The organism is Helicobacter pylori (assembly GCF_014497725.1).
GTDB classification, from domain to species: domain Bacteria; phylum Campylobacterota; class Campylobacteria; order Campylobacterales; family Helicobacteraceae; genus Helicobacter; species Helicobacter pylori_DE.
This window is the reverse complement of the sequence record NZ_JACTGF010000003.1, coordinates 122,475-142,512: the sequence shown is the minus strand read 5'-3', so window position 1 is coordinate 142,512 and position 20,038 is coordinate 122,475. Positions and strand designations below refer to the sequence as shown.

Annotated in this window: 20 protein-coding genes and 3 pseudogenes; 20 read left to right on the top strand and 3 right to left on the bottom strand. The window is 39.6% G+C overall.

Annotated features, from left to right (window positions below; genetic code table 11):
- The first annotated feature begins 22 nt into the window (after positions 1 to 22).
- The 4 genes and pseudogenes from ruvA (at position 23) to H7N69_RS04235 (ending at position 1,460) form a co-directional block, all read left to right on the top strand.
- Positions 23 to 574 (top strand): Holliday junction branch migration protein RuvA, encoded by a 552-nt coding sequence (ruvA, locus tag H7N69_RS04250; protein ID WP_187884898.1) that lies wholly within the window; start codon positions 23 to 25, stop codon positions 572 to 574.
- A 23-nt stretch (positions 575 to 597) separates the two neighbouring features.
- Positions 598 to 780, top strand: a pseudogene (locus H7N69_RS04245) (DUF3519 domain-containing protein); the annotation flags it as partial.
- 172 nt (positions 781 to 952) lie between these two features.
- Positions 953 to 1,114, top strand: a complete 162-nt coding sequence (locus tag H7N69_RS08205) for a hypothetical protein (RefSeq protein ID WP_001916091.1) — start codon at positions 953 to 955, stop codon at positions 1,112 to 1,114.
- A gap of 143 nt (positions 1,115 to 1,257) precedes the next feature.
- Positions 1,258 to 1,460, top strand: a pseudogene (locus H7N69_RS04235) (hypothetical protein).
- A gap of 693 nt (positions 1,461 to 2,153) precedes the next feature.
- On the opposite strand, the gene H7N69_RS04230 reads toward H7N69_RS04235, so the two are convergent.
- Positions 2,154 to 2,885, bottom strand: coding sequence for an NYN domain-containing protein (locus H7N69_RS04230; RefSeq protein ID WP_000646777.1), 732 nt, complete (start codon positions 2,883 to 2,885; stop codon positions 2,154 to 2,156).
- A 132-nt stretch (positions 2,886 to 3,017) separates the two neighbouring features.
- On the opposite strand from H7N69_RS04230, the gene ruvC reads away from it, so the two are divergent.
- Positions 3,018 to 3,491, top strand: a complete 474-nt coding sequence (ruvC, locus tag H7N69_RS04225; protein ID WP_001221149.1) for a crossover junction endodeoxyribonuclease RuvC — start codon at positions 3,018 to 3,020, stop codon at positions 3,489 to 3,491.
- Here the strand turns inward: ruvC and H7N69_RS04220 are convergent, their stop codons facing one another.
- Positions 3,492 to 5,867, bottom strand: coding sequence for a TonB-dependent receptor (locus tag H7N69_RS04220; protein WP_000479912.1), 2,376 nt, complete (start codon positions 5,865 to 5,867; stop codon positions 3,492 to 3,494).
- A 317-nt stretch (positions 5,868 to 6,184) separates the two neighbouring features.
- On the opposite strand from H7N69_RS04220, the gene H7N69_RS04215 reads away from it, so the two are divergent.
- The 3 genes from H7N69_RS04215 to H7N69_RS04205 all read left to right on the top strand — a co-directional run bounded on the left by H7N69_RS04215 (position 6,185) and on the right by H7N69_RS04205 (position 9,021).
- On the top strand, positions 6,185 to 7,702 hold the full coding sequence (locus H7N69_RS04215; protein ID WP_000247343.1) for a catalase: 1,518 nt from the start codon (positions 6,185 to 6,187) through the stop codon (positions 7,700 to 7,702).
- A gap of 144 nt (positions 7,703 to 7,846) precedes the next feature.
- On the top strand, positions 7,847 to 8,722 hold the full coding sequence (locus H7N69_RS04210; protein WP_156549254.1) for a twin-arginine translocation signal domain-containing protein: 876 nt from the start codon (positions 7,847 to 7,849) through the stop codon (positions 8,720 to 8,722).
- 83 nt (positions 8,723 to 8,805) lie between these two features.
- The gene (locus H7N69_RS04205; RefSeq protein ID WP_001206523.1) at positions 8,806 to 9,021 is read left to right on the top strand and encodes a hypothetical protein; all 216 of its coding nucleotides are present in this window, start codon (positions 8,806 to 8,808) and stop codon (positions 9,019 to 9,021) included.
- Positions 9,022 to 9,080: 59 nt separating this feature from the next.
- Here H7N69_RS04205 and H7N69_RS04200 read toward each other — a convergent pair whose 3' ends face one another.
- Positions 9,081 to 9,410 carry a zinc ribbon domain-containing protein YjdM gene (locus tag H7N69_RS04200; RefSeq protein ID WP_149236101.1) on the bottom strand — a complete coding sequence of 110 codons (330 nt, stop codon included), beginning with the start codon at positions 9,408 to 9,410 and terminating at the stop codon, positions 9,081 to 9,083.
- 269 nt (positions 9,411 to 9,679) lie between these two features.
- Between H7N69_RS04200 and cdh the strand changes: the two are divergent.
- The 12 genes and pseudogenes from cdh to gmhB all read left to right on the top strand — a co-directional run bounded on the left by cdh (position 9,680) and on the right by gmhB (position 20,032).
- A pseudogene (gene cdh / locus H7N69_RS04195) lies at positions 9,680 to 10,497 on the top strand (CDP-diacylglycerol diphosphatase).
- 208 nt (positions 10,498 to 10,705) lie between these two features.
- Entirely contained in the window at positions 10,706 to 12,862 is a 2,157-nt protein-coding gene (gene flgE, locus H7N69_RS04190) for a flagellar hook protein FlgE (RefSeq protein ID WP_000946404.1), read from the top strand.
- Between the two features lie 58 nt (positions 12,863 to 12,920).
- Positions 12,921 to 13,274: a hydrogenase/urease nickel incorporation protein HypA gene (hypA, locus tag H7N69_RS04185; RefSeq protein ID WP_000545280.1), complete on the top strand. Its 354-nt coding sequence runs from the start codon at positions 12,921 to 12,923 to the stop codon at positions 13,272 to 13,274.
- Between the two features lie 6 nt (positions 13,275 to 13,280).
- Positions 13,281 to 13,742 (top strand): nickel-binding protein Mua, encoded by a 462-nt coding sequence (mua, locus tag H7N69_RS04180; protein WP_187884897.1) that lies wholly within the window; start codon positions 13,281 to 13,283, stop codon positions 13,740 to 13,742.
- A complete protein-coding gene (gene lpxB, locus H7N69_RS04175) occupies positions 13,742 to 14,824 on the top strand; it encodes a lipid-A-disaccharide synthase (RefSeq protein ID WP_187884896.1) in 1,083 nt (360 codons plus the stop codon). The genes mua and lpxB overlap by 1 nt, the downstream gene beginning before the upstream one ends.
- Positions 14,825 to 14,864: 40 nt before the next feature.
- Positions 14,865 to 15,359: a transcription elongation factor GreA gene (gene greA / locus H7N69_RS04170; RefSeq protein WP_033588594.1), complete on the top strand. Its 495-nt coding sequence runs from the start codon at positions 14,865 to 14,867 to the stop codon at positions 15,357 to 15,359.
- Positions 15,349 to 15,786, top strand: coding sequence for a dUTP diphosphatase (gene dut, locus H7N69_RS04165; protein WP_001922571.1), 438 nt, complete (start codon positions 15,349 to 15,351; stop codon positions 15,784 to 15,786). Before greA ends, dut begins: the two co-directional genes overlap by 11 nt.
- Positions 15,783 to 16,439 carry a hypothetical protein gene (locus H7N69_RS04160; RefSeq protein ID WP_000022978.1) on the top strand — a complete coding sequence of 219 codons (657 nt, stop codon included), beginning with the start codon at positions 15,783 to 15,785 and terminating at the stop codon, positions 16,437 to 16,439. The genes dut and H7N69_RS04160 overlap by 4 nt, the downstream gene beginning before the upstream one ends.
- 4 nt (positions 16,440 to 16,443) lie before the next feature.
- Positions 16,444 to 18,102 carry a plasminogen-binding protein PgbB gene (pgbB, locus tag H7N69_RS04155; protein WP_187884895.1) on the top strand — a complete coding sequence of 553 codons (1,659 nt, stop codon included), beginning with the start codon at positions 16,444 to 16,446 and terminating at the stop codon, positions 18,100 to 18,102.
- 4 nt (positions 18,103 to 18,106) lie between these two features.
- Positions 18,107 to 18,778 (top strand): type III pantothenate kinase, encoded by a 672-nt coding sequence (locus H7N69_RS04150; RefSeq protein WP_001111537.1) that lies wholly within the window; start codon positions 18,107 to 18,109, stop codon positions 18,776 to 18,778.
- Positions 18,769 to 19,521 carry a sulfite exporter TauE/SafE family protein gene (locus tag H7N69_RS04145; protein WP_187884894.1) on the top strand — a complete coding sequence of 251 codons (753 nt, stop codon included), beginning with the start codon at positions 18,769 to 18,771 and terminating at the stop codon, positions 19,519 to 19,521. Before H7N69_RS04150 ends, H7N69_RS04145 begins: the two co-directional genes overlap by 10 nt.
- A complete protein-coding gene (gene gmhB / locus H7N69_RS04140) occupies positions 19,511 to 20,032 on the top strand; it encodes a D-glycero-beta-D-manno-heptose 1,7-bisphosphate 7-phosphatase (protein WP_033592668.1) in 522 nt (173 codons plus the stop codon). The genes H7N69_RS04145 and gmhB overlap by 11 nt, the downstream gene beginning before the upstream one ends.
- The last annotated feature ends 6 nt before the right edge of the window (positions 20,033 to 20,038 follow it).

Genomic DNA, 20,038 nt, shown 5'->3' with positions numbered 1-20,038 from the left:
CAAGAGATAAAAAGGGATAAAAATGATAGTGGGTTTGATAGGGGTTGTGGAAAAAATCTCCGCTTTAGAAGCGCATATAGAAGTGCAAGGGGTTGTTTATGGGGTGCAAGTTTCTATGCGAACGGCTGCTTTGCTTCAAGCGGGCCAAAAAGCGCGTTTGAAGATCTTACAAGTGATCAAAGAAGACGCGCATCTTTTATATGGGTTTTTAGAAGAGAGCGAAAAAATCCTTTTTGAAAGGCTTTTGAAAATCAATGGGGTAGGGGGGCGTATCGCTTTAGCCATTCTTTCAAGCTTTTCACCGAACGAATTTGAAAACATTATCGCCACTAAAGAAGTCAAAAGACTCCAGCAAGTCCCAGGCATAGGGAAAAAGCTCGCCGATAAGATCATGGTGGATTTGATTGGCTTTTTCATTCAAGATGAAAACAGACCCGCGCGCAACGAAGTCTTTTTAGCTTTAGAGAGTTTGGGCTTTAAAAGCACCGAAATCAATCCAGTTTTAAAAACCCTAAAACCCAATATCAGCATAGAAGCAGCGATTAAAGAAGCCTTACAACAACTGCACTCTTAAAAAAAGTTTTTTAGTATCCGCTCGCTAAAAACCTAGTAAGAGACTTGAGCGCCAAAAACGCTAAATTTTCAAACAACACGCTTAAAATCATTGAAGAGCTTACTAACGGCGTCAAACAAGCGAGTGAAGAAATCAAAGAGAAAGCCACTAAATACGAAAAAGCCTTACAAGAATTACAAAAGATTGATGAAAGCAAGCTGACTAAAGCGAACAATTAGCGAGCGAACAAGAATTTTTAAAAGCTAAAGAGCAAGAATTAAAACGCAAAGAAGCGTTAAAAAAGAAATTAGAACACGAGCGAGACTAGGACTTCATAATAAGTGGGTAGTAAGCAGTTATGAAATCTATAATAGCGAGAGTGAGTCACCGTTCCTCCTTATGACTCAATTACAAGGGGTAGGTTTGGGAACCCCTAAACTCACAGAACCTAATCCTAACACAAACGCGCTTAAAACGCAAGAGCCTTTAAGCCCCTTAGAACAAGCCAACGCAAAAAAGTATGAATTAATACTAAAAACGAAGCATAAAACGAAATTATAAGGATAGTGTAGCCCATAGAAAAACATTAGCAAAATCTCAGAATAGCAATTAAACATCAGTTATGAGCTGAGTGCTAGACATATTTGATAAAGCTAATGCATTTTGAAACTTTAACATAAAAAATTAAACACAAGGAGTAAGGAATGAAAAGCATTAAAAAGCCTCACCTTGACCATACACAAGCCCTTGCGTCTTATGTGTCAGGGTCTATTGGCACACTTAAAGTGTTTTTAGTATGGGTTAGAAAATATTTTCTAACCCATGCCTTGATAATATTAGCACAAAAACATTAAACAATAGAAACAGTGGATTAGTTTTAAAAACAATGTATAAATTAAAGTCTTAAGAATAATACGAAAAGCGTTACAAGACACCAAACCCTCTAAGGGGCAACCATAGGTTGAGTTCCTATATCGATGTCTTTAGAAATGCTACCACAAAAACCCCAACAAAGTCAAATAACGACCTAAATCTTTTCAAGGAGAACGCAAGGAGAATGAATGAAAACAAAAAATGATGTTAAAGCAGAGATTGACAAGGCGGACATTATCCACTCTTTCATTCCGCAGGATAGCTGAAAATGCTAAAAAGCAATGAGTGGGATACCATTGAAACTATAAGACAAAAGCTTTAATAAGTCAAGGGAGTTAAGAAATGAAAACGAGCGAAAGCTATAACCAAATTATAGAAGAAGCGAGAATAATAATGGATAAGGCCGAATGATTAAAGAGTGAGCGGGTTATACGAAGTTTAAAAAAAGTAGGAAATCTTAGAGAGCAAGCTAAGTTTATAGACCCTAGCTTAATTACAAAAGATGGAGAGCGTTTAGCTTCTTCTTTAAACTCTAATAACCCCAATCCTACCACAAAAAAATAAGCAAGAAGTAACGAACTACCCGAGCTTACCCAGTGAGTATGAGAAAAACAAGCCTAAAAACCCCTTTAAAAATTTTGGCTTTGTCCTAATTAGACGCCAATAATTGAGCTTTTAAAAAATGATTTTTTAAACTCTATAAAAATGAAATAACCCTTTTTAGGGTTTAGTTTAAAGCCCAGTTGGTTTTAGTGAGACTTTCTCTGATTGAAAACAGCTTGTCTTTGACTTCGTTACTGCTCAATTTCCTCACTTTATCAGAATTGTATTTCAAATCCTGGCTAAGAAGAGACAGCCTGTTAGACAAATCGGCAATATCCACCCTTAACCCCTCATCTCTGGCTAATTTGAGCGCGGGGATTAGATCCGTATCTTTTGAAAATATCAAAATCCTATCAGCTATTTTTTTAAAGGCTATTCTTTGAATGTCAAGACCCATGAGCATATCCACCTGCTTTTGCTCTAATAACGCCCTATAACTCCCATCAAACTCCACTCTTATTGCGTTTAACTTAGTCCTCCCTAACCTCAATTCCACTTGATCCAATGAAGCCAGATCGTGTTGGAAATTTTCCACATCGCTATAAATCTTCTCCCACTTAGTCGCTTCACTGCTTTGTAAGATTTCTTCAATGTCGCTGCTGGTGAAGATTTTCATTTCTGTTCCCGGATTTTTTTCATTTTGGAGGGTGTCGTTCCTTTTATCCCATAACGCATGTTCAAAATCAAAGGGCGGGGTGGTATAAAAGTAAATGCGACTGATCCATTCATCATCTAGTAAAAAAGCTCTGATAGTAACGATCACATCTAAAGCGATATTATAATTAACGCATTTTGTTTGTTTAATATCGCGCCTGAAATTCTCCCAATCCACCAGTATGATTGTGTTTGCTTTCATTTATTGCTCCCTTATTTATGTGCTAAATTTTTTAAAAATTCTTAATGCAATCTTGTATTTTTGCGCCAACAAGAAACATGGATATAATAATAGCGTTTTTTAAACCTTGCAATTAAATAATAGGAATGATTGATGCGTATTTTAGGAATAGACCCAGGCAGCAGGAAATGCGGGTATGCTATCATTTCTCACGCTTCCAACAAGCTTTCTTTAATCACGGCCGGGTTCATTAATATCACCACGACACGCTTGCAAGAGCAAATTTTAGATTTGATAGAAGCCTTAGATTGCTTATTGGATCGTTACGAAGTTAATGAAGTAGCGATTGAAGATATTTTCTTTGCGTATAACCCTAAAAGCGTGATCAAGCTTGCGCAATTCAGGGGGGCGTTGTCCTTAAAGATTTTAGAAAGGATCGGTAATTTTAGCGAATACACGCCCTTACAAGTCAAAAAAGCCCTAACCGGTAACGGGAAAGCCGCTAAAGAGCAAGTGGCCTTTATGGTCAAACGCTTGCTTAACATCACAAGCGAAATCAAGCCTTTGGATATTAGCGATGCGATAGCCGTTGCTATCACGCATGCGCAACGCTTAAAGCCCCACTAATCACCATTTATAAGCCACTTCAAAACGCGCGTTAAAACCAGGCTCTGCGATCGCTCTTTTAATAGCGTCAGTGCCTGGCATATCCGGACTCATGACATAGGGGCTTGTTTGATCCACATAGAATTTGTTGAAAACGTTATTAAACACGGCTGAAAGCAACAAACCCTTCCAGCGGCTTTTGGTTTTAGGGCTCCAATTGATATAAAAGTTACTCACGCCATAGCCCGGTTTATGCATATGCACCAACCCTAATTGGGATCCGCATTTGGCTAAATCGGTAGGGGTTTTGGGTTTTTCAGCCGTCCCGTAATCAGGCAAGTAAATATCAAACCCGCAATAATCTAAACCGGTAACAAAACGGCTAAGCCAAGCGAGATTGATCCCTGTTTTGGGGATGGTGTAATCCAATTTAATGATAAAAACATTACCGGTACTTGCGGCAAGCTCATAGCTGTCCGCCATTAAATACCCCCTAGTGGTGGGCCAAGTGCGCGAGATCCCCACGTTCAAACTCACGCCCTTGTATCTGAAAGTCCCACCCACTTCATAGCCATAAATGCGAATCGCTTGACTCAAATTGGTTACAATCAAATTTTGCGCGTATTGGGAGATGAAATTATCTAAGGCTTGATAGAACGCCGCAGCCCTCCCGCTAAAATACTGGCTTGAATAGTCAATATTAAATTCAGCGTTAGAGCCCACTTCAGGCTTGATGTTTTTAGCGTATCGTAAATCGTTTTGGCGCATGTACACGCCATCTCCTGGCATCACCCCCCTTGTAACTTGAGAATAAGTGATTTTTAAAGATAAAGGCTCAATGGGGCTGATCACAAGAGCCGCGCTAGGGCTAAAGCCTTGAGTGTAGCGGTGGTTCCAATCTTTATCATAAAGCGTGTAGGCGTCCCACCTTACCCCGGCTCCAAAAGTGATGATTTTATGAGGCGAGTAATTCGCTTGCACATAGCCTCCATAAATATTCCCATTGGCTTTCCCTCTTTGGCATAGCGTAGGGTCATTGGGGTTATTGTCTACAAGACTGCAAGCGATTTGTTTTTGCCCTTTATCATCAGTATAGACTTGATTAGGCCTGTATAATTCTGATTTGGGGATACGAGCGTCAAAAACGCTTAAATTTTGGTAGTTGAATCCGTATTCAAAAAGGCTGTCTGTGGCTTCATCAATCACATGCGCGACTTTAAGGTTTAAGCCGGTGTTGTTTAAAAACAGATTTCTAGGCTGTGAGCTTGGTTTATCGACATCAGAAAAGCTTGGGGTGCAATACCCGCCTTCAACGCATGGGTAATTTTCTCTTTCCCATGCGCTCGCTAAAGAAGTGGGGAATTTAGCATAAACGCCATTAGGATCAAATAAAGGATCAAACTGAGCGTTCCTGATGCTTGTATAAAGGGTAAAATCTAATCGTGGGTCGCCAAAAGAATTTCCCGCTTCCCTTTTGTATTGTAATGAAAGATTGTTAGCGCTATTAATAGAGTGATACAAATACCTTGTGAAACTATCTAACACATTAGGACACCCTTGAGCGCCATCAGGGCTAAAGGGGGCTTCACAAGGATAGGCTAACCCTATAGCGTTACTCCTTAAAGGGCGTGTAGCGTTATCTCGTGTCATGTTCCAGCTAAAAGTGAGCGTGTCTCTGTCGCTCAAATAGCCATTCATTTTAATCAAAGCGTTGTTTTGCTCGCTAGGGGTTCCTGGCTCTTTATCGGCTTGTGTGGGTTTGAAAAGGTTTTTCATCGCTGTGGCACCGCTTCTATAATAGAAGATGTTTTGGTGCGTGTAGTAAGCGATAATATCAAAATGCGCGCTTTGATAGGCCGATCTAAAAGTCTCTCTGTCCCCAAAATTGGTATAAAAACTCACCGCCCCACTAGCCGCATAATTTTTCCCCCTAGGGATAAAATCAGCCGCTCCTTTAGTCTCCATTTTAATCACTCCCGCAATCGCTCCTGGCCCCGCGCTCGCATTCGCCGCGCCTTTGGTAACTTCCACGCTTTTGAGCATGCCAGGGTCAATCACGGTGTTGCCTTGGTGGTGGTAGATATTGCCATTTTGTGCGGCTCCATCCACCGTAACTCTTAAAAGCCTGTCTTCAATGCCTCTCACATAGATTTTCTGCCCCATCACGCTCCCTCCGCCCACATTCACATCAGGGTTAGTCCTAAACAGGTCTTTGACTTCATTGCTTTGTCGTTGATCCAATTCTTTAGAAGTAACCTTAAACTCATTATTGTAAGTGAAAATCCTTTTGGCTTGGGTGGTAACCTTATTTAAAGTGCGTTCCTCACTATAGCAAGTCTCAGTGAGTAGGGGTAAACATAAAGCGTATCTAAGCTTTGGGTATGATCTTAAAAACATCCAACAACTCTCCTTAAATTTAAAAATTCAAAAAATAAAAATCAAAAAAAAACAAAATCCGCTAAAACATTGAGATAGAATAGCATGATAATTATTATTAAAACTAGATTAAAAATAAAATTTTGTTTTTAATCTTTCTTATTTTCATTAATTGTTACGAATAGAAATACTTAAGGGGGTTTTTTATTCTTAAAAAAAAGATTTTTTAAGGAAATTGAATCTCGTTAGTCTTTGTATAACAAATTATGTAATAATCACCACAAGTAATTGGCCTAGTGTCGGATTACGAAGATTTAAGATCAAATAAAGGAAAAAAGATGGTTAATAAAGATGTGAAACAAACCACTGCTTTTGGCGCTCCCGTTTGGGATGACAACAATGTGATTACGGCCGGCCCTAGAGGTCCTGTTTTATTACAAAGCACTTGGTTTTTGGAAAAATTAGCGGCGTTTGACAGAGAAAGGATCCCTGAAAGGGTCGTGCATGCTAAAGGAAGCGGGGCTTATGGCACTTTCACTGTGACTAAAGACATCACTAAATACACTAAAGCGAAAATTTTCTCTAAAGTGGGCAAAAAAACCGAATGCTTTTTCAGGTTTTCTACTGTGGCTGGTGAAAGAGGCAGCGCGGATGCGGTAAGAGACCCTAGAGGTTTTGCGATGAAGTATTACACTGAAGAAGGTAACTGGGATTTAGTAGGGAACAACACGCCTGTTTTCTTTATCCGTGATGCGATCAAATTCCCTGATTTCATCCACACTCAAAAACGAGATCCTCAAACCAATTTGCCTAACCACGACATGGTATGGGATTTTTGGAGTAATGTTCCTGAAAGCTTATACCAAGTAACATGGGTTATGAGCGATAGAGGGATCCCTAAATCTTTCCGCCACATGGATGGTTTTGGCAGCCACACTTTCAGTCTTATCAACGCTAAAGGCGAACGCTTTTGGGTGAAATTCCACTTTGAAACCATGCAAGGCGTTAAGCACTTGACTAACGAAGAAGCCGCAGAAATCAGAAAGCATGATCCTGATTCCAATCAAAGGGATTTGTTCAATGCGATCGCTAGAGGGGATTTCCCAAAATGGAAATTAAGCATTCAAGTGATGCCAGAAGAGGATGCTAAGAAGTATCGATTCCATCCGTTTGATGTTACTAAAATCTGGTATCTCCAAGATTATCCGTTAATGGAAGTGGGCATCGTAGAGTTGAATAAAAATCCTGAAAACTATTTCGCAGAAGTGGAGCAAGCGGCATTCAGTCCGGCTAATGTCGTTCCTGGAATTGGCTATAGCCCTGATAGGATGTTACAAGGGCGCTTGTTCTCTTATGGGGATACACACCGCTACCGCTTAGGGGTTAATTATCCTCAAATACCGGTTAATAAACCAAGATGTCCGTTCCACTCTTCTAGCAGAGATGGTTACATGCAAAATGGGTACTACGGCTCTTTACAAAACTATACGCCTAGCTCATTGCCTGGCTATAAAGAAGATAAGAGCGCTAGGGATCCTAAGTTCAACTTAGCTCATATTGAGAAAGAGTTTGAAGTGTGGAATTGGGATTACAGAGCTGAGGATAGCGATTACTACACCCAACCAGGTGATTACTACCGCTCATTGCCAGCTGATGAAAAAGAAAGGTTGCATGACACTATTGGAGAGTCTTTAGCTCATGTTACCCATAAGGAAATTGTGGATAAACAATTGGAGCATTTCAAGAAAGCTGACCCCAAATACGCTGAGGGAGTTAAAAAAGCTCTTGAAAAACACCAAAAAATGATGAAAGACATGCATGGAAAAGACATGCACCACACAAAAAAGAAAAAGTAACCCTTTTCTTTGAGCGTTCTTATTTTTTAGGAACGCTTTGTCTTTCACAATTTAGGTTTTTGGATACTCATCAATCCTTTGGTGGTGTGTCCTACTTTTTCATTCATTCAACGAATTTAGAAATTACAATAAAGAGTTATAGTTATGAAACGAAGGGATTTTATTAAAACGACTGCTTTAGGCGCTACAGGTGCTGTTTTAGGAGCACAGATTTTGCAGGCAGAAGAAAGCAAAGGGAGTGTTGCAAAATATAAAATAGAAGCTCAATACAGCATTGATTTTGATTCTGCAGAGCACACTTCACTTTTCATTCCCATGCCGAGTGTTGTAGCGAGCAATGTGTATTTACAAGGCAATCATGCCAGCTATAAAAGCATGCTCAATTTTGGAGTGCCTTATTTGCAAGTGGAATTTTTAAAAAGTGCTCAAAAAAAACGAGTCCATTTGTCGTATGAGATCGCTAGCTATCAATTGAATGAGCGTTTGTTTGATGCGAGCGATTTTGTAGCAATGGGGCGTTATGAAAGAGACGATGCGAGCGTGGCTAATATTGCCAACCAGCTCAAGGGAACAACCCCTAAAGAAAGCGTTCGTAATTTTTATGCGTTCATCAAGCATGACATGCCTAGAAGACAAAAGGCTTTAGAGGGTAAAGAAAATCTACCTAAACGTGAGAGTTTGCCCTGGTTTGCAACCATTTCAAAAGAGAGCATGTTTGTGTCCTTATGCCATGCGTGCGGGATTAAAAGCGCTGAAGTGCAAGGCTTGAAATTGGCTCAAAACAGCGTGGTGAAAAACGCTTCTAGAGTGGAAGTGTATTTGAAAGATTCCTTGTTAGCGTTTGATTTTCAAAATAATCACAAGGAAGTCTTTATCCCGTTGAACCGCCATAAAGACATGCAATTAGATACTGCATTGTTGGCGACTTTTGGCGATGCTTTTGCCCTTGTGGATGGTAGGGATTTAGGCAATTATGAGAGCAAACTTTTTGAAAAAAGAGTGTCCTATACGATTGTCTAAAGGTATGAAATCTAGGAATATTCCTTGATGGCGGGCTTTCCTTTTTAGGAGGGTTTGCAAAAAGGATTTGAAAGGGTTGTCTTATGCGAGAATTTTTTAAGAAACTTGGCACAGAATACGCTTCCAAGCTGTTTTTGGTTTATTGGCTTAGATGGATGTTGAGCGCGTTAGTGATGCTGCCTTTTATGGAGGTTTTTTATTATTTCAATTTTCCGTTGTGGCTCAATCTTTTCTTAGGGCAAACCATTGGAGCGGTGATTTTTTTCAAGTTGGATAAGTTGATTTTTTCTAAAAAATAATTTTTACAAGCTTAAAAACCACTGAGCTTTTCTTATTTTTTTAAGCTTTTTGTATTTTCCTAAGCTTTTTTAAGGAATTCAGATTTTAAAGACAGGCTCTGCCTTTCCACTTTACAATCCACATTGTGATCGCTATTGACAAGCTTGATATTTTTGATTTTGGTGCCTTTTTTAAGCACCAAAGATGAGCCTTTAACTTTTAAATCCTTAATGAGAATGACCGAGTCCCCATTTTGTAAAAGATTATTGTGGCAATCTTTAACGATCAATTCTTCATCATTAACTTCATTTTCATTCCATTCATACAAACAGCTAGGGCAAATTAGTTGTGCACCATCATGGTAGGTGTAAGCGTCGTTGCATTTAGGGCATGGGGGTAAATCTTGCATGATAATCATCCTTATTGTGGTATCAGTGTGATGATATTACCTAAATCAAGGTTATAAAACGCTTTATTTTGATAAGCACCAACCCCCTAAGATCGCATGGTGAAAAATTATCGCCTGCTTAGTGCAAGCTATTTAATTTTTTAAAAAATTCTTTTAGCTTTTTTAATGTTATCAATTTAATTTTTTTCTAGTTATCATTCAAAAAATCTCTTTTTAAAAATAGGTTACTAAATGTTACTAATAAGTTAAAATTCATTAAAATAATCATAATGATTAAAGATTTTAACCACTATTGTAGAAAAATAACAAGAGAGTTTGTAAAAACTCTCATTAAAAACAAGGAGCAAAAAAGATGAAAAAAGCGGGCTTTCTTTTTTTAGCGGTGGTAGCTATCGCTGTTATGAGTTTAAACGCTAAAGATCCAAATGTGTTGCGTAAGATTGTTTTTGAGAAATGTTTGCCCAATTATGAGAAAAATCAAAATCCTTCGCCATGCATAGAAGTCAAACCCGATGCCGGCTATGTGGTTTTAAAAGATATTAACGGCCCGTTGCAATATTTGTTGATGCCAACGACTCACATTAGCGGTATTGAAAGCCCTTTGTTGCTTGATCCTTCTACGCCTAACTTTTTTTACTTATCCTGGCAAGCGCGCGATTTTATGAGTAAAAAATACGGCAAACCCATTCCTGATTATGCGATCTCTTTGACGATCAACTCTAAAAAAGGGCGATCGCAAAACCATTTTCACATCCATATTTCTTGCATTAGCCTTGATGTGCGCAAACAGCTGGATAATAATCTAAAAAAAATCAACAGCCGTTGGTCGCCATTACCGGGCGGTTTGAACGGGCATAAATATTTGGCGCGTCGGGTAACAGAGAGCGAATTAGCGCAAAAAAGCCCGTTCATCATGCTTAATAAAGAAGTGTCTAACGCGCACAAACGCATGGGGGACTATGGCTTAGCGGTGGTGCAACAAAGCGATAATTCCTTTGTTTTGCTAGCAACACAATTTAACCCATTGACTTTAAATCGCGCTTCAGCCGAAGAAATTCAAGATCATGAATGCGCGATTTTGCACTAAAGCGAGTTAAACTCTAAATTTGAGCGATAAGTTTTAAAAAGCGTTATGGGGGGTGGTGTTGCAAAACCCCCTATTTATTTGTGAATTTGACCGATCTTTTTGATTAACAAAACTTTAAAATCCGCAACCAATTATTTTAAAAAGCTATTTAGGAACGACTTTTGCTTTATTTGGCATAGATTGAATTTCTTTACATTAAAGGATAACCATGCTTAGGTCTTTATGGTCTGGTGTCAATGGGATGCAAGCCCACCAAATCGCTTTGGATATTGAGAGTAATAATATTGCGAACGTGAATACCACTGGTTTTAAGTATTCTAGGGCTTCTTTTGTGGATATGCTCTCTCAAGTCAAGCTCATCGCTACCGCGCCCTATAAAAACGGGTTGGCAGGGCAGAATGACTTTTCTGTGGGGCTTGGAGTAGGCGTGGATGCGACGACTAAAATCTTTTCACAAGGCAATATCCAAAACACAGATGTCAAAACCGATCTAGCGATTCAGGGCGATGGCTTTTTTATCATTAGCCCTGATAGGGGGATCACGCGCAATTTCACTAGAGATGGGGAGTTTCTTTTTGACTCGCAAGGGAGTTTGGTTACCACCGGCGGGCTTGTGGTGCAAGGGTGGGTGAGAAACGGGAGCGATACCGGCAATAAAGGGAGCGATACGGACGCTTTAAAAGTGGATAACACCGGTCCTTTAGAAAACATTAGAATTGATCCTGGAATGGTGATGCCAGCTAGAGCGAGTAACCGCATTTCTATGAGGGCGAATTTAAACGCTGGAAGGCATGCGGATCAAACAGCGGCGATATTCGCTTTAGATTCTTCAGCCAAAACCCCTTCAGATGGCATTAATCCGGTGTATGATTCAGGCACGAATCTAGCTCAAGTCGCCGAAGACATGGGATCTTTATACAATGAAGATGGCGACGCTCTTTTATTGAATGAAAACCAAGGGATTTGGGTGAGTTATAAGAGTGCCAAAATGGTCAAAGACATCCTCCCTTCCGCAGAAAACAGCACGCTTGAGTTGAATGGGGTTAAGATTTCTTTCACGAACGATTCGGCGGTGAGCAGGACTTCAAGCTTAGTAGCGGCTAAAAATGCGATCAATGCGGTCAAAAGCCAAACGGGCATTGAAGCTTATTTGGACGGCAAGCAATTGCGTTTGGAAAACACCAACGAATTAGACGGCGATGAAAAGCTTAAAAACATTGTGGTCACTCAAGCCGGGACCGGGGCGTTCGCTAACTTTTTAGACGGCGATAAAGATGTAACGGCTTTTAAATACAGTTATACGCATTCTATCAGCCCTAATGCGGATATTGGGCAGTTTAGGACCACTGAAGACTTGCGCGCCTTAATCCAGCATGACGCTAATATCGTAAAAGATCCTAGTTTAGCGGACAATTACCAAGATTCAGCCGCTTCTATAGGGGTTACAATCAACCAATACGGCATGTTTGAAATCAATAATAAAGACAATAAAAATGTCATTAAAGAAAACCTCAATATCTTTGTGAGCGGGTATTCTTCAGACAGCGTAACGAACAATGTTTTGTTTAAAAACGCGATGAAAGGGCTTAATACCGCTTCTTTGATTGAAGGAGGAGCGTCAGCGAGCAGTTCTAAATTCACCCACGCTACCCATGCGACAAGCATTGATGTGATAGACAGCTTAGGCACCAAACACGCCATGCGCATTGAGTTTTATAGGAGTGGGGGAGCGGAATGGAATTTTAGAGTGATCGTGCCTGAGCCTGGGGAATTAGTAGGGGGGTCAGCGGCTAGGCCTAACGTGTTTGAAGGAGGCCGTTTGCGCTTCAATAACGACGGATCGCTTGCAGGCATGAACCCGCCTCTTTTGCAATTTGACCCTAAAAATGGCGCTGATGCCCCCCAACGCATCAATTTAGCCTTTGGTTCCTCAGGGAGTTTTGATGGGCTAACGAGCGTGGATAAGATCTCTGAAACTTATGCGATTGAGCAAAACGGCTATCAAGCGGGCGATTTGATGGATGTTCGTTTTGATTCAGACGGGGTGCTTTTAGGAGCGTTCAGTAATGGCAGGACTTTAGCGCTCGCTCAAGTGGCTTTAGCGAATTTCGCTAACGATGCGGGCTTACAGGCTTTGGGTGGGAATGTCTTTTCTCAAACCGGAAACTCTGGGCAAGCCTTAATCGGCGCGGCTAATACGGGGCGTAGGGGTTCAATTTCAGGATCTAAACTGGAGTCTAGTAATGTGGATTTGAGCCGGAGTTTAACGAATTTGATTGTGGTTCAAAGGGGGTTTCAAGCGAACTCTAAAGCGGTAACCACTTCCGATCAAATCCTTAATACCCTATTGAATCTTAAGCAATAAACTAAAGGATTACTCTAATACAATATAATAGGGGCTAATTTAAAGATTAAGGTTTAGTATGCATGAATACTCGGTCGTTTCTTCTTTAATCGCTCTTTGCGAAGAGCATGCGAAGAAAAATCAAGCCCATAAGATTGAAAGAGTCGTGGTCGGTATTGGCGAAAGAAGCGCTATGGATAAGAGCTTGTTTGTGAGCGCGTTTGAGACTTTTAGAGAAGAATCTTTGGTGTGTAAAGACGCTATTTTAGACATTGTAGATGAAAAGGTTGAATTAGAGTGTAAGGATTGTTCGCATGTTTTTAAGCCTAACGCCCTAGATTATGGGGTGTGCGAAAAATGCCACAGCAAGAATGTCATTATCACTCAAGGCAATGAAATGCGTTTGTTGTCTTTAGAAATGTTAGCGGAATAAAAACCGATGCAAGAAGAATTGAACGCTTACCAGCAAGAAATTAAAGACACTAGAGAAGTTTTAAAAAAAATCCGTTTGGAATTGAAGCAAGTCCAAGAAATCTTGCGTAAGAAAAAGAGCGTTTTAAAAGGTTTGAAGCAAGAAATCTATCAAAAAAAATTAGAAAAAGAAAATTCCCGCTCAAACAAAGAAACACAAAACACAGGAGAAGAATGGATTTTCCCTAAAGCCCTTGAAGAAGTGGAGGTTTTCACTAGTGATAATCAGGTTATCATGGCAAAACCAAGCAAGCGCGTGTTTGGTGAGGGGATTTACTTGCAATACCGCAGCGTTTTGCGCGAAAACAGGCTTTTAAAAAACCATCTCTCTAAAAAAGATTTTGAAAATTCGTTGCTCAAAATTGAATTGAGGGATTTACATAAAGAAATCAAGCTCTATCAAGTCCAAAACCTTTTGAAAGACAAATAATGCCCACGATTTTAGTGAGCGCTTTAGAAGCGAGCTCTAATATTCATTTAGAGGAGTTACGGCGCAATTTGCCTAAAGATTATCGTTTCATTGGCGTGTTTGAAGGGAAAAACGCACTCTATAGCCCTAGGGAATTTTCTGTCATGGGTTTTAGAGATGTGATAGGCCGTTTGGGGTTTTTACTCAAAGCCCATAAAGAAATGGTCCAATTAGCCAAACAAGCGGATATGGTGCTTTTAATGGATTCTTCTTCTTTCAATATCCCCCTAGCCAAAAAAATCAAAAAACAAAATCCGTATAAAAAAATCATGTATTATATTTTACCGCAAGTTTGGGCATGGAAAAAATGGCGCGCTAAAAGCCTTGAAAAATACTGCGATTTTTTGGGAGCGATTTTGCCTTTTGAAGTGAGTTATTACCAAAAAAAAGCCCAATATGTGGGACACCCTTTATTAGATGAGATTAAATATTATAAAAAAGATATTAAGGGCGAAACTCTGGTGTTTATGCCAGGAAGCCGAAAAAGCGAAATCGCTAAAATGTTCCCTTTGTTTGTCAAAGTGGCTCAAATTTTAGAACAAAATGAAGGGTTTAAAAGGCGTGTGTTAGTGGTGCCGAGTTTCTTTAAGGGGTTGGATTTGAAAGCTCTTTATGGAGAAGACATTCAATTATTTGAAATTTCTTATGATGCACATAAAAGTTTGTTTGAAGCGGAGTTTGCGTTCATTTGCAGCGGCACAGCGACTTTAGAGGCCGCTTTGATTGGCACGCCTTTTGTGTTAGCGTATAGGGCTAAAACGATGGATTTTTTGATCGCTAGAATGTTGGTCAATTTGCATTACATAGGTTTAGCGAATATCTTTTATAACGCCTTAAATGATGAAACTCCAGGGCTTGGGGAGAGCCAATTACATCCAGAATTGATCCAGCATTTTTTGAGCGTAGAGGGTTTGTTAAAAGCGTATAAAGAAATGGACAGAGAACGCTATTTTAAAGAAAGTTTGAGATTAAGGGAATATTTAAAACATGGGAGCGCGAGAAAAGTCGCCGAAGAGATGGCTTTTTTGCTGAATTTAACTTAATTTTTACTATAATCTCTACTGAATAAGCTTAGGAGATTAAATGAATAAAGAACCTATGAGTATGCATGGATACAATAAGATTTGCACGGAATTGAAGCAATTAAAAGAGGTGGAACGGCCTAATATCGTGAAAGAAATTGATATTGCTAGAGGGCATGGGGATTTGAAAGAAAACGCTGAATACCATGCCGCTAAAGAAAAACAACGCTTCATTGAAGCGAGGATCGTGGATTTAAGCGAAATTGTCGCTAACGCTCAAGTGATTGATCCGAGCGCTTTAGCCCATAATAAAGTGAGTTTTGGCAGCACGATTAAAATCCTTAATTTAGACAACGATAAAGAGTTTTCTTACACGATAGTAGGGAGCGTGGAGAGCGATCCGGCTAAAGGGTTGATCTCTTTTGGTTCGCCGATCGCTAAGAGCTTGATAGGTAAGAGCAAGGGCGATGCGGTGAGCATTCAATTGCCTAATGGCGAAAGCGATTTTGAAATTTTAGACATTTATTATAAAGAGATTTGTTTTGATGAAAATTAAAATCCAAAAAATCCACCCAAACGCCCTTATCCCTAAATACCAAACCGAGGGTTCTTCAGGCTTTGATTTGCACGCTGTAGAAGAAGTAACGATCAAACCTCATAGCGTGGGGTTGGTGAAAATAGGGATTTGTTTGTCTTTAGAAGCGGGGTATGAATTGCAAGTGCGCACCCGTAGCGGTTTGGCTTTGAATCATCAGGTGATGGTGTTGAATTCTCCTGGCACGGTGGATAATGATTATAGGGGCGAAATTAAGGTCATTTTAGCGAATTTAAGCGATAAAGATTTTAAAGTTCAAGTAGGGGATAGGATCGCTCAAGGAGTGGTTCAAAAAACTTATAAAGCCGAATTTATAGAATGCGAACAATTAGATGAAACTTCAAGGGGTAGCGGAGGGTTTGGCAGCACAGGAGTGAGCAAGGCATGAGTATTAAGGAAAATTTAGAGCAAGTTAAAAACGAATTCAAAAGCGATGAAAAGCTTTTAGAAGGAGCGTTTAGATTAGAAAAGTTTTTCAAACGCTACAAGTGGGTGTTGTTGTTTATCGTGGTGGCTTTTATCGCTTATTTAGGGGATACGAAATTGCAAGATTATAAGCATGAGCAAACGAGGGAGCGGATTACTCAAATTTATAATGAAGTGCTAGAGAGTCCTAATAATATAGCTTTGCAAAAAAGATTGAAAGAAGTCGCCCCAGAGTTGTATGATTTGTATCAGTTCGCCAGAGCGAGTGAAAGAAACGATGCAAACGAGTTTAAAAAACTTTCGCAATCTTCTAATGAAATCGTTAAAACTTTTGCACAATATTCTTACGCATCGCTCTCTAGAGATAAAAACCTACTTGAAAAAAGCCCCATTCTTAAAGAAATGAGCGCTTTACAAGAAGTGAACTTGTTGTATGAAGAAAATTCTAAAGACGCAATCAAAAAAGCGCATCAAAGTTTATCCACTATCCCTCTAAGTTCTTCACTCTATGCTATAATCTCTGTTTTAAAACACTATGGAATGTTAGAAGATATTCAGCAAAACCCTTCCAAACCAACTAATCTAAAGAAAGAAACCATTCAAGGAACGCATTGATTTGATGAATAAACCATTTTTAATCTCACTCATAGCCCTAATTGTCTTTAGCGGCTGTAACATGAAAAAATACTTCAAACCCGCTAAACACCAAGTTAAAGGCGAAGCGTATTTCCCTAACCATTTGCAAGAGAGTATCGTTTCGTCCAATCGTTATGGAGCCATTTTGAAAAATGGGGCGGTTATAGGCGATAAAGGTTTAACGCAGCTAAGAATCGGTAAGAATTTCAATTACGAAAGCAGTTTTTTAAATGAGAGTCAGGGGTTTTTCATCCTTGCGCAAGATTGTTTGAACAAGATTGATAAAAAAACAAGCAAAAGAAAGGTGGCTAAGACTGAAGAAACGGAATTGAAATTAAAGGGCGTTGAAGCGGAAGTCCAAGATAAAGTCTGTCATCAAGTGGAATTGATTAGCAATAACCCTAACGCCAGCCAACAATCTATCATCATTCCTTTGGAAACTTTTGCCTTGAGCGCAAGCGTTAAAGGGAATCTTTTAGCGGTGGTGTTAGCGGACAATTCAGCGAATTTATACGACATCACTTCTCAAAAATTGCTTTTTAGCGAAAAAGGTTCCCCAAGCACCACGATCAATTCTTTAATGGCGATGCCTATTTTTATGGATACGGTCGTGGTGTTCCCCATGCTAGATGGGCGCTTGTTGGTCGTGGATTATGTGCATGGAAACCCTACGCCTATTAGAAACATTGTTATCAGCAGCGATAAGTTTTTTAACAATATCACCTACCTTATTGTAGATGGCAATAACATGATCGCTTCTACAGGGAAAAGGATACTCTCAGTCGTGAGCGGTCAAGAGTTCAACTATGATGGGGATATTGTGGATTTGCTCTATGATAAGGGGACTTTATATGTGCTGACTTTAGACGGGCAGATTTTGCAAATGGATAAGAGTTTGAGGGAATTAAACAGCGTGAAACTGCCCTTTGCTTCGCTCAATACCATTGTATTAAACCATAATAAATTGTATTCTTTAGAAAAGCGTGGGTATGTGATAGAGGTGGATTTGAATGATTTTGATTCGTATAATGTCTATAAAACGCCAACTATAGGCAGTTTTAAGTTTTTTTCATCTAATCGTTTGGATAAAGGGGTGTTTTATGATAAAAATCGGGTGTATTACGATCGCTACTATTTAGATTATAACGATTTTAAACCAAAACTTTATCCCCATGCTGCTGAATTCAAACCATCTCAAAAAGGCGAAAAAGGGAACGCTCCTATTTATTTGCAAGAAAGGCATAAAGCTAAAGAAAAGCCTTTAGAGGAAAACAAAGTTAAGCCAAGAAATAGCGGGTTTGAAGAAGAAGTTAAAACCAGAAGGCGCGAGCCTATTAAGGATCAAAATAAAGCTATCCAAAAAGGCATAAAAGAAAATCAAGAAAACAAAAACGCTCCTGCTTCAAAAGAGAGTAACGAAAAAGGCGCAAAAAACGCTCCTATTTCAAAAGAGGATAACGCTTTTAAAGAAGCGCCAAAACTCAGCCCTAAAGAAGAAAAACGCCGCTTGAAAGAAGAAAAGAAAAAAGCCAAAGCCGAACAAAGGGCGAGGGAATTTGAACAAAGAGCGAGAGAACATCAAGAAAGAGATGAAAAAGAGCTTGAAGAAAGAAGAAAAGCTTTAGAAATGAATAAGAAGTAGGCCTATGCCAGCTAGGCAATCTTTTAAGGATTTAAAAGACTTGATTTTATGCGATATAGGTAATACGCGTATCCATTTCGCGCAAAACTACCAGCTCTTTTCAAGCGCTAAAGAAGATTTAAAGCGTTTGGGTATTCAAAAGGAAATTTTTTACGTTAGCGTGAATGAAGAAAATGAAAAAGCCCTTTTGAATTGTTACCCTAACGCTAAAAATATTGCAGGGTTTTTTCATTTAGAAACCGACTATATAGGGCTTGGGATAGACCGGCAAATGGCGTGTTTAGCGGTGGCTAATGGGGTTATAGTGGATGCGGGGAGCGCGATTACGATTGATTTAGTCAAAGAGGGCAAGCATTTAGGAGGGTGTATTTTACCCGGTTTGGCCCAATACACCCATGCGTATAAAAAAAGCGCTAAAATCTTAGAGCAACCTTTCAAGGCCTTAGATTCTTTAGAAGTTTTACCTAAAAACACCAGAGACGCTGTGAATTACGGCATGATTTTGAGTATCATCTCTTGTATCCAGCATTTAGCCAAAGATCAAAAAATCTATCTTTGTGGGGGCGATGCGAAATATTTGAGCGCGTTTTTACCTCATTCTGTTTGCAAGGAGCGTTTGGTTTTTGACGGGATGGAAATCGCTCTTAAAAAAGCAGGGATACTAGAATGCAAATGATGCAGAATTTGAGTTTTTTGGGCATGTTTTTAGCCGCTTTGAGCATGTCTTTAGGGCATTGTGTGGGCATGTGTGGGGGGATTGTGAGCGCGTTTAGTCAAATAAGGTTTTCTAAAGTTACAAGCTTTTCCTACCAGATCGCTTGCCATGCCCTCTATAATGTGGGGAGGATCAGCACCTACATGCTTTTAGGGGCTATAACGGCAGGTTTAGGGCATAGTCTTAGCGTGAGCATGGGTTTTAGGGGCGTTTTATTGATGAGCATGGGGATTGTTTTAATCCTTTTAGCGCTCTTAGGAGCTAAAGCGGAAAAATTAAGCTTTTCCATTCCTTTCATTTCTTTTTTGATGAAAAAAACCTTGCAATCTCAAAACATTCTGGGGCTGTATTTCTTGGGCGTGTTGAACGGGTTTTTGCCTTGCATGATGGTGTATTCGTTTTTAGCGAGCGTGATTCTCAGTCATAGCGCGTTTATGGGAGCGATGCTAGGCCTTTCTTTTGGGCTTGGCACTAGCGTGCCGTTGTTTTTAATGGGGATTTTTTTAAGCAAAATTTCTACCTCTTACAGGAAATTTTTCAATCTTTTGTCTAAAGGCTTAATGGGGGTTTTTGGGCTTTATGTCCTTTATATGGGGATCATGCTCATTAACCATCAAGTACCTCATGCGATGCATCATCAAAGTGGCACGATGCTCCATCAAAATAACGCCACACCACACCAAGAGAGCCACCATGACCACTAACAAAGCCCTTTTTTTGGACAGAGACGGCATTATCAATATTGATAAAGGCTATGTGAGCCAAAAAGAAGATTTTGAGTTTCAAAAAGGGATTTTTGAATTGCTAAAGCATGCGAAAACTTTAGGTTACAAATTGCTTTTAATTACCAACCAATCCGGGATCAACCGGGGCTATTACACCCTTAAAGATTTTGAAAACCTCACCGAATACCTCCAAGAAAGCTTGCTCAAAGAATTAGGTTTTAATTTGGATGGCGTCTATTTTTGCAGGCACGCCCCAGAAGAAAATTGCGCTTGCAGGAAGCCAAAGCCCTTTTTGATTTTACAAGCCGCTAAAGAGCATCAAATTTGCTTGGATCAATCTTTTATGATAGGCGATAAAGAGAGCGACATGTTAGCCGGCTTGAACGCTAAAGTTAAAAATAACCTTTTATTGACTACAAATTTTTTAAAAACTCCTCATTCTTGGATACAATGTAAAAATCTTAAAGAGATGATTGATTGGATTAAATAAGGATAA

Bases quoted from the DNA above. Each gene is read 5' to 3' on its own strand.
- ruvA (WP_187884898.1), top strand. From the start codon at position 23: ATGATAGTGGGTTTGATAGGGGTTGTGGAAAAAATCTCCGCTTTAGAA.
- H7N69_RS08205 (WP_001916091.1), top strand. From the start codon at position 953: ATGACTCAATTACAAGGGGTAGGTTTGGGAACCCCTAAACTCACAGAA.
- H7N69_RS04230 (WP_000646777.1), bottom strand. From the start codon at position 2,885: ATGAAAGCAAACACAATCATACTGGTGGATTGGGAGAATTTCAGGCGC.
- ruvC (WP_001221149.1), top strand. From the start codon at position 3,018: ATGCGTATTTTAGGAATAGACCCAGGCAGCAGGAAATGCGGGTATGCT.
- H7N69_RS04220 (WP_000479912.1), bottom strand. From the start codon at position 5,867: ATGTTTTTAAGATCATACCCAAAGCTTAGATACGCTTTATGTTTACCC.
- H7N69_RS04215 (WP_000247343.1), top strand. From the start codon at position 6,185: ATGGTTAATAAAGATGTGAAACAAACCACTGCTTTTGGCGCTCCCGTT.
- H7N69_RS04210 (WP_156549254.1), top strand. From the start codon at position 7,847: ATGAAACGAAGGGATTTTATTAAAACGACTGCTTTAGGCGCTACAGGT.
- H7N69_RS04205 (WP_001206523.1), top strand. From the start codon at position 8,806: ATGCGAGAATTTTTTAAGAAACTTGGCACAGAATACGCTTCCAAGCTG.
- H7N69_RS04200 (WP_149236101.1), bottom strand. From the start codon at position 9,410: ATGCAAGATTTACCCCCATGCCCTAAATGCAACGACGCTTACACCTAC.
- flgE (WP_000946404.1), top strand. From the start codon at position 10,706: ATGCTTAGGTCTTTATGGTCTGGTGTCAATGGGATGCAAGCCCACCAA.
- hypA (WP_000545280.1), top strand. From the start codon at position 12,921: ATGCATGAATACTCGGTCGTTTCTTCTTTAATCGCTCTTTGCGAAGAG.
- mua (WP_187884897.1), top strand. From the start codon at position 13,281: ATGCAAGAAGAATTGAACGCTTACCAGCAAGAAATTAAAGACACTAGA.
- lpxB (WP_187884896.1), top strand. From the start codon at position 13,742: ATGCCCACGATTTTAGTGAGCGCTTTAGAAGCGAGCTCTAATATTCAT.
- greA (WP_033588594.1), top strand. From the start codon at position 14,865: ATGAATAAAGAACCTATGAGTATGCATGGATACAATAAGATTTGCACG.
- dut (WP_001922571.1), top strand. From the start codon at position 15,349: ATGAAAATTAAAATCCAAAAAATCCACCCAAACGCCCTTATCCCTAAA.
- H7N69_RS04160 (WP_000022978.1), top strand. From the start codon at position 15,783: ATGAGTATTAAGGAAAATTTAGAGCAAGTTAAAAACGAATTCAAAAGC.
- pgbB (WP_187884895.1), top strand. From the start codon at position 16,444: ATGAATAAACCATTTTTAATCTCACTCATAGCCCTAATTGTCTTTAGC.
- H7N69_RS04150 (WP_001111537.1), top strand. From the start codon at position 18,107: ATGCCAGCTAGGCAATCTTTTAAGGATTTAAAAGACTTGATTTTATGC.
- H7N69_RS04145 (WP_187884894.1), top strand. From the start codon at position 18,769: ATGCAAATGATGCAGAATTTGAGTTTTTTGGGCATGTTTTTAGCCGCT.
- gmhB (WP_033592668.1), top strand. From the start codon at position 19,511: ATGACCACTAACAAAGCCCTTTTTTTGGACAGAGACGGCATTATCAAT.